Origin of the sequence: Segatella albensis DSM 11370 = JCM 12258 (assembly GCF_000426565.1) — a bacterium.
Lineage (GTDB): Bacteria > Bacteroidota > Bacteroidia > Bacteroidales > Bacteroidaceae > Prevotella > Prevotella albensis.
The window spans coordinates 12,291-20,202 of sequence record NZ_KE384543.1; the positions used below are offsets into that span (position 1 = coordinate 12,291).

9 protein-coding genes are annotated in these 7,912 nt (G+C 41.0%); 6 read left to right on the forward strand and 3 right to left on the reverse strand.

Annotated elements, in window-relative coordinates:
* Positions 1 to 607 (reverse strand): glycine rich domain-containing protein (locus tag K333_RS13010; protein ID WP_244870432.1); only part of this gene is annotated, 607 nt, incomplete at its 3' end.
* 186 nt (positions 608 to 793) lie between these two features.
* On the opposite strand from K333_RS13010, the gene K333_RS0111525 reads away from it, so the two are divergent.
* The 3 genes from K333_RS0111525 (at position 794) to K333_RS12790 (ending at position 3,387) form a co-directional block, all read left to right on the forward strand.
* Positions 794 to 1,657: a glycine rich domain-containing protein gene (locus K333_RS0111525; protein WP_027452731.1), complete on the forward strand. Its 864-nt coding sequence runs from the start codon at positions 794 to 796 to the stop codon at positions 1,655 to 1,657.
* Positions 1,658 to 1,767: 110 nt separating this feature from the next.
* Positions 1,768 to 2,538: a glycine rich domain-containing protein gene (locus tag K333_RS0111530; protein WP_027452732.1), complete on the forward strand. Its 771-nt coding sequence runs from the start codon at positions 1,768 to 1,770 to the stop codon at positions 2,536 to 2,538.
* A 126-nt stretch (positions 2,539 to 2,664) separates the two neighbouring features.
* Positions 2,665 to 3,387, forward strand: a complete 723-nt coding sequence (locus tag K333_RS12790; RefSeq protein ID WP_024990727.1) for a glycine-rich protein — start codon at positions 2,665 to 2,667, stop codon at positions 3,385 to 3,387.
* A gap of 80 nt (positions 3,388 to 3,467) precedes the next feature.
* Here K333_RS12790 and K333_RS12550 read toward each other — a convergent pair whose 3' ends face one another.
* Both K333_RS12550 and K333_RS0111545 read right to left on the reverse strand, forming a co-directional pair.
* Positions 3,468 to 4,322 (reverse strand): glycine rich domain-containing protein, encoded by an 855-nt coding sequence (locus K333_RS12550; protein ID WP_051230987.1) that lies wholly within the window; start codon positions 4,320 to 4,322, stop codon positions 3,468 to 3,470.
* A 110-nt stretch (positions 4,323 to 4,432) separates the two neighbouring features.
* A complete protein-coding gene (locus tag K333_RS0111545) occupies positions 4,433 to 5,350 on the reverse strand; it encodes a glycine rich domain-containing protein (RefSeq protein WP_027452734.1) in 918 nt (305 codons plus the stop codon).
* Positions 5,351 to 5,535: 185 nt separating this feature from the next.
* On the opposite strand from K333_RS0111545, the gene K333_RS0111550 reads away from it, so the two are divergent.
* The 3 genes from K333_RS0111550 to K333_RS13395 form a co-directional block, all read left to right on the forward strand.
* Positions 5,536 to 6,378, forward strand: a complete 843-nt coding sequence (locus K333_RS0111550) for a glycine rich domain-containing protein (RefSeq protein ID WP_081657268.1) — start codon at positions 5,536 to 5,538, stop codon at positions 6,376 to 6,378.
* A gap of 126 nt (positions 6,379 to 6,504) precedes the next feature.
* A complete protein-coding gene (locus tag K333_RS13015) occupies positions 6,505 to 7,419 on the forward strand; it encodes a glycine rich domain-containing protein (protein WP_081657269.1) in 915 nt (304 codons plus the stop codon).
* 110 nt (positions 7,420 to 7,529) lie between these two features.
* A partial coding sequence (locus K333_RS13395; RefSeq protein ID WP_244870433.1) for a glycine-rich protein occupies positions 7,530 to 7,912 on the forward strand: 383 nt, incomplete at its 3' end.

A 7,912-nucleotide genomic window follows, 5' to 3' on the forward strand; every position in this document is an offset into this window, starting at 1 on the left:
CACCACCTCCACCACCTGCATAATCCGCAGCTCCTCCGCCATACCAACCACCGCCACCTTGGCCACCACCATCACCTCCAGAAGTGTATCCTCCTCTTCCAAAGGAACCATTAAAGATTTCCTTAGTATTTGCATATATTGTAGCAGAATTACCACCTGAAGTTTGCGTACCACCTTTTCCGCCATATAATGGCGAGCCATCACACCCTGTACTTCCACCATCACCTCCAACTGTTCCTCCACCATAACCGCCAACAACCCATTCTGTACCTCCTCCACCACCAGCAACAATTAGAACTTCCGTTTCTTTTACAGATTCATAATGATATAATTGCCCGTCAGATATTAAACTTCTTTGAATTGATGTAGCACCGCCTGCAGAAGGTGATATATTCGTACCCGAGTTAACAACACCAGCCCCATTCCAAGTTTCACCTATTCCACCTCCAATAGCAACATAAACGCTTTGGCCTTTCGACATTGAATAAATGCCTTTCGCATAACCACCTTTTCCACCAAGATAAATATTAGGTTTCCAGCTATCTCCTTCTGCTCCCCAAACTTCCAACTTATAATCTCCATTAACTGGCGCCGTAAAAGTTTGCACACTTCCCGTGTGTTTGTACTACCAACGTGTTTAAAAAGAAAAGATTCAACAATAGGAGTGGAATGATAAACAAGGAGTGCATCAAAAGTCTATATGATGATTGATACAATATTTATATGTCACACGTTCTTCTGTTGTTAATTATTTTCCACTTTGTAATATTCCCAGTACAAACACACGGGAAGTGTGCAGACATTTACAGCGCCTTTGAATACCAATTATAAGATAGAATGCTGGGGAGCAAGTGGAGGTAATGCTACAGCTAATGGAAAAACATATATAAATAAAAAAGGGTTTGGCGCATATACAACTGGTATAATCTATTTTTCAAAAGACTTACTCCTCTATGTTTATATTGGAAGTAAAGGTCAAGATGGCGTCGTTGGTGTACATAGTGCTGGTGGCTATAATGGCGGTGGTTCAGGTGCTTGGGATGAAATTGATGATGATACAGGTGGCGGAGGTGGTGGCGCAACAGATGTTAGACTCACAGGTGGAACATGGAGTGATTTTAGTTCCTTGATATCAAGAATCATGGTTGCTGCTGGAGGTGGAGGTCCAGTTTATTTTTATGATTCTGGTTATGGTGGCGGACTTAATGGCGGTAATATATATAAAAATGATGAAATATTTTGTTCTGGGGCAACTCAGACATCCACAATTTTTGGGAAAGGAGAAAATGCAGCAGGAAAAGCACGTGATAGAGATGGATATCTGGCAGGAGCAGGTGGCGGTGGTGGCGGATATTATGGTGGAAATGTAAGTTGGAATGGATATTCTTTGGGAAATCTTGTTAATCATAATTATGCAGGTGGGACTGGTGGTTCTTCCTTTATCTCTGGCTATGCTGGCTGTGATGCTATTGCAGAATCTTCTACAGAAGATAATATTATCCATACAGGACAACCTAATCATTATAGCGGGAAAGTATTTACTAATCCTATTATGATAGCAGGAAACGCAAGTATGCCAAAGCCTAAAGGTGGAACAGAAACAGGACATAGTGGAGATGGATATGCAATAATCAGTTGGATATCACCAAGCCTATAATAAATAGTGTGTCAATGTCTACTTGATTATTGACACACTCTTATTATATTCTCTCCTGCTGTTAAATATTTTCTTTATGGTAGCTACTGTAGTACAAACACACGGGAAGTGTGCAAACTTTTACAGCGCCAATAAGCACCAGTTATAAGATTCAATGCTGGGGAGCAAGCGGAGGAAATGTAGGCCCGAATGAATTAGGAGGAGGAGGAGGGTATTCGATTGGAAATAAAAGTCTAAATGAATCAAATAACTTATATGTTTGTGTTGGATCACAAGGTAATTCAAATTCTTCAGAAGGAATCGGGGGTAGTGGAGGATATAACGGTGGTGGCAAAGGTGGAAATGCTGTACAATCCATATATTCTGGTGGTGCAGGTGGTGGCGGCGCAACACATATAGCCATTTTGATTAACCGTGGAGAATTAAAGAACTATGAAGATAGTTATCTGTCAGAACTGCTCTTAGTTGCAGGAGGCGGTGGAGGCGGAACGGCGCATTGTCCTAAAGCAGGTGTAGGTGGAGGTGTAAATGGTGGAAATGGCATTAATAGTGTTAGCACATATACCATAACTGGTGCTACTCAAACCTCAGGATATGCATTCGGGCAAGGACAAGATGGTGTTACAAAAATACAAGCACATGATAAAGATGCCGAAGGAAATGGTGGTGGAGGTGGTGGATTCTACGGCGGACCAGCAAGTCAACGCACGGATAAATGGTCAGATTGTCCAGGAACGGGTGGATCTGGATATGTGGGCTCTGTTTCAAATGGGATTACTATAGCTGGAGACCAAACTTTCGCAAGTCCGAGCGGTGGAACAGAAACAGGACACTCAGGAGATGGTTATGCTATTATCAGTTGGATATCGCCAAGTCTATAACAACATATTAAAAGGGGTGTATCAAGAAACTATATGATGATTGGTACACTCTTTGTATGTTGAATACCCATTCGTTGTATAATATTTTCAATTTGTCAGTATTAATAGTACAAAAACACGGGAAGTGTGCAGACTTTTACTGCACCCATAAGTGGAAATTATAAGTTGGAAGTTTGGGGAGCAAGCGGTATGTTTGCTTCAGAAACAGGAGGTTATGGTGGCTATAGCGTAGGAAATATAATGTTGGAAGAAAAGGATGCCCTTTATATATGTACAGGCGAAAAGGGAAGTGCTTATGGTGGTGCACCATTGGGTATATATGCATATAATGGAGGTGGTTGTGGACAACAGGTTGGCGGAGGGTGTACTCATATTGCAACAACGAATAGAGGAGAATTGTATAACTATGAGAATTATCAATCTGAAGTTTTATTAGTTGCAGGTGGTGGTGGAGGCTCTGATTATTACGTAGGTACGGGCGGCCATGGTGGAGGAACTATAGGCGGAGACTCTCATGCTGAAGGAAATATGACAATTGGAGGGCTAGGTGGAACACAAACTACAGGCGGAATTGGTGGAAATCCTGGTACTTTTGGACGTGGTGGAGACTCAGTCATAAGCGGAGAAGATAGCGGCGGTTCCGGAGGTGGCGGATGGTATGGTGGCGGAGGTAGTACCAAAAGTTCCAATAGTGGTGGCGGAGGTTCTGGCCATATTAATACGACATTAATTACAAATGGAGAAACTATAGGCGGAGATCAAATATTCCCAAGTCCAAGTGGTGGTACAGAAACAGGACATGAAGGTGATGGATACGCAATCATAATTTGGCGACAACTACCACAATAACATAATAGGCTATATCAACAATTTTGTTGATATAGCCTATTTCTATATATTTTGATCCCGAAAGATGATAGCTAATAACGTTATAGACTAGGTGATATCCAAGAAATTATACAATAGCCATTGCCTACATATCCGTTCTGTCTAATAGATTGATCTGCAATAGTTGGAATACCAACTTGTGCCCCTTTCGTAGATGTCCATTGATAGCCTGCACCATCTATCATCACAGTATTGGTAAATGTTAGAGTCTTATCAGTACATCCAGGATGTCCTGATATGTAAGATGAGCCACCGCCACCAAAAAACGATGTAGAATGTGCACCGGACGATCCACTTCCTCCATAGAGGCCTCCGCCACCTCCTCCGCCACCACCAAGCTCATCTACAATGTTGTGCCCACCAACACCACCTTTCCCCAATGTACCAGCAGTTCCATTTTGAGCGGATTGAAATTGAGTAGGGACTGCACCCCCTGCAGTTTGTGTCGCACCTTTCCCTTGATGTTGCTGGTATTTGGGGTAAACGCCATCATACCCTTCTAAACCACCTGCGCAACTACATAATAAACTAGCATTTCCACATCCTCCCCCACCAGCAGCAATCATGATACGGCTATTTAAAGACGTTATATCATCCCAATCCCCATTAGTGGTCTTATAAGTTCTTATATCTGTAGCTCCTCCACCACTAAGTCCACATTGTGTATCGTTTTTATTTGCATATCCACCACCATTAAACATATAAGAGGATGAGTATTGATTTCTTCCGTTTCCTTTCTGACCTATATAGACATAAAGATTTCCATCTTTGGTTAGTGATATCTCTCCTGAGACATAGCCTCCGCAACCACCTTGTCCAACAATTGAATTTCCTCCACTTGCTCCCCAGCATTGTATCCTATAATTGGTATTCAAAGGCGCCGTAAAAGTTTGCACACTTCCCGTGTGTTTGTACTACAGTAGCTACCATAAAGAAAATATTTAACAGCAGGAGAGAATATAATAAGAGTGTGTCAATAATCAAGTAGACATTGACACACTATTTATTATAGGCTTGGTGATATCCAACTGATTATTGCATATCCATCTCCACTATGTCCTGTTTCTGTTCCACCGTTAGGTTTCGGCATAGTTGCATTTCCTGCAATCATTACAGGATTAGTGAATACTTTTCCGCTATAATGGTTTGGTTGTCCTGTATGGATTATATTATCTCCTGTCGACTCAGAGGAAATGGCATCACATCCTGTATAACCGGAGATGAAAGATGATCCTCCACCGCCACCAGTCCATCCATTACCAGGATGTACGCCATGTCCACCTCCATAATAACCACCACCTCCGCCTGAAGATGCAAAAATATCTGTTTGAAAGTATCCAAATCCACCAAATCCAAATCCTCCATCTCCATATTCTATGTTTACATTTATTGAAGCGCCTGTGCCATGCTTTCCACCCATTGTTTGTGAGCCTCCTTCACCAGAATATCCTGATGATGGGCTTCCTGTTTGAGATGATCCAGAATATATACAATTTGCATTTGTTCCTGACAAACCTCCAGCATGTCCAGGTTCTCTGTTAGTAGTATTTACACTATAAAATCCACCTCCACCGCCAGCTGCAACCATAATTCTTGACTTTAGACTTTCAAAATTATTCCATTCACTATTTATAAGTCTAACATCTGTTGCACCTCCACCTGGCGATTCTCCAAAACCTCCACCATTAAAAGTAAACCCATAGCCGGTACTAGATTGATAACGTATATTATAATCTGCAGACTCACCTATATATAAATATAGTCTAGTATTATTTGGAAGACTTATGGTACCCAATGTATAGCCTCCTTTACCAGAATCAAGTGCAAAACCTTCTGCATGACCGTCTTTTGGGGGTAATCCTCCGCTTGCTCCCCAGCATTGTATCTTATAACTGGTCGCAACCGGCGCAGTAAATTCCTGCACACTTCCCGTGTGTTTGTACTGCGAATATTACAAAGTGGAAAATAATTAACAACAGAAGAACGTGTGATATATAAATAATGTATCAATCATCATATAGATTTTGATACACTCCTTGTTCGTTATTTTACTTCTATTGTTGAATCTTTTCTTTTAACTAACAGTTATAGTACAAACACACGGGAAGTGTGCAAACTTTTACGGCGCCAGTGACTACTACTTATAAGATTGAATGCTGGGGAGCAAGTGGAGGAAATTACATAGATGACCATAGTTATCTTCAAGGTAAAGGTGCATATACAAGTGGAGAAATTTCTTTTTCAAAAGATTTACTTTTATATATTTATGTTGGGCAAAAAGGTCTACGCTCAAGACCTTCCTTTAATCAGCCCACAAATGGTACGTTTAACGGAGGTGGAGGCTTCGTTTTAATGGGCTATAATGCTGACTTTAATAATTCTCAAGGAGGTGGAGCAACAGATGTTAGACTACAAAATGGGGAGTGGAACACCTTTAATTCCTTGAAATCGAGAATAATGGTTGCCGCAGGAGGTGGTAGTGTTGTTGATGATGATAATTCACGTATGCCTTCTTATGGTGGAGCATTAAAATCTCGGGACTATACAGATACTTACCCTAGTTTGCTTTGGACAAATGCAGCACAAGGAGCAACACAAACATCAGGATACAAATTTGGAATAGGACAAGATGGATGCCGTGCAGGGGCTGGAGGCGGTTATTATGGTGGATGCGCAATATTATCAAACGAAAATAATGAAAATGGTATACGTGGTTCAGGCGGCTCCTCCTTTATCTCTGGTTATACGGGATGTGATGCGATAGGTGAATCTTCTACAGAAGATAATATCATTCATACAGGTCAGCCAAACCATTATAGTGGATATATGTTTGTTCATTCTGTAATGATAAATGGGGGGGGATCTGTAATGCCTAGTCCTAGCGGAGGAACTGAAACAGGACATTATGGCGATGGATATTGTATAATATCGTGGATATCGCCAAGTCTATAACCATAATATATAAAGAGTGTATCAAAAGTCAATACGACAATTGGTGCACTCTTTGTTTATTATGCACTCTAATATTGTTGAATATTTTCTTTTATATATTATTGAAAGTACAAACACACGGGAAGTGTGCAAGCTTTTACTGCGCCTCTATCGACTACTTATAAAATTCAATGCTGGGGAGCGCAAGGAGGAGGACTTCGAACTCCTAATTACATATCCTTTGGTGCTGATGGTGGATATACATCAGGAAGCCTGAATTTATTAAAGCAAACCTCTCTATATGTTTATGTCGGTCAACATCCTAATACTAGTTATATTACAGGAGGGGAAACTATTCAATCATATCCAAGAGGATACAATGGTGGAGGTTCTGGAACTTTTCGTGAAGAACAGGTTGGGAGTAGCGGTGGTGGCGCAACAGATATAAGAATTATATCTGGTAATTGGAATGATTTTAATTCTCTGAAATCTAGAATAATGGTTGCCGCTGGTGGTGCTGGAACTGGAGGTGGTTTGCCCAATGAAGAAGCTGGATCTGGAGGTGGTCTTGTAGGATTTGATGGCCAAGATTACAGAGGACCCAATATAGAACTGAGATATAGAGGAACTGGTGGAACTCAAACATATGCGGGAAATTGTCAAGAGGTAACAGAAACAATCGGAGGAATATCTGTAAAAGATACAAAACTATATCAGGGAGGATTTGGGTTTGGTGGTGATTCATATTTAGAATTCTATCAGGGCGGTTCCGGTGGCGGAGGTGGCTATTATGGCGGAGGTGCATCATGTAGAGGCCATGTCTGTGGCGGTGGCGGTTCTTCCTTCATCTCTGGTTATACAGGCTGTGATGCAATAGATGAATCTTCAATAGAAGATCATATTGTTCATACCGGTCAACCTAATCATTATAGTGGTAAGGTATTTACTAATGCTGTAATGATAGATGGTGGTTCAGTGATGCCAAAACCTGGAGGTGGTACAGAAATAGGGCATAGTGGTAATGGTTATTGTATAATTTCATGGATATCACCAAGCCTATAATAAATAGTGTGTCAATGTCTACTTGATTATTGACACACTCTTATTATATACTCTCCTGCTGTTAAATATTTTCTTTTTGGTAGCTGCTGGAGTACAAACACACGGGAAGTGTGCAGACTTTTACAGCACCCATAAGTGGAGATTATAAGCTGGAAGTGTGGGGTGCAGCATCTGGATGTAAAATGGGAGACGGTAATCTTCTATCTCACGTATATGGTAAAGGAGGATATAGTTATGGCTACTACAGCATGAATGCAAATCAAGTTATATATGTGTCTGTTGGAGGAAAAGGAGATGATGGACAATTCCAATCAAGAAATAAAGGTGGTTGGAATGGAGGTGGTGATGGTGAATGGGACCATAACGATAATGAATCTATGGCAGGCGGTGGAGGTTGTACATCTATTCAAGCCTCTTTAATAGAAGATGGACAACTCTTAAATTATGAGTTTGTAAAGAATATAGATGTATTAATAGTTGCAGGAGGTGCAGG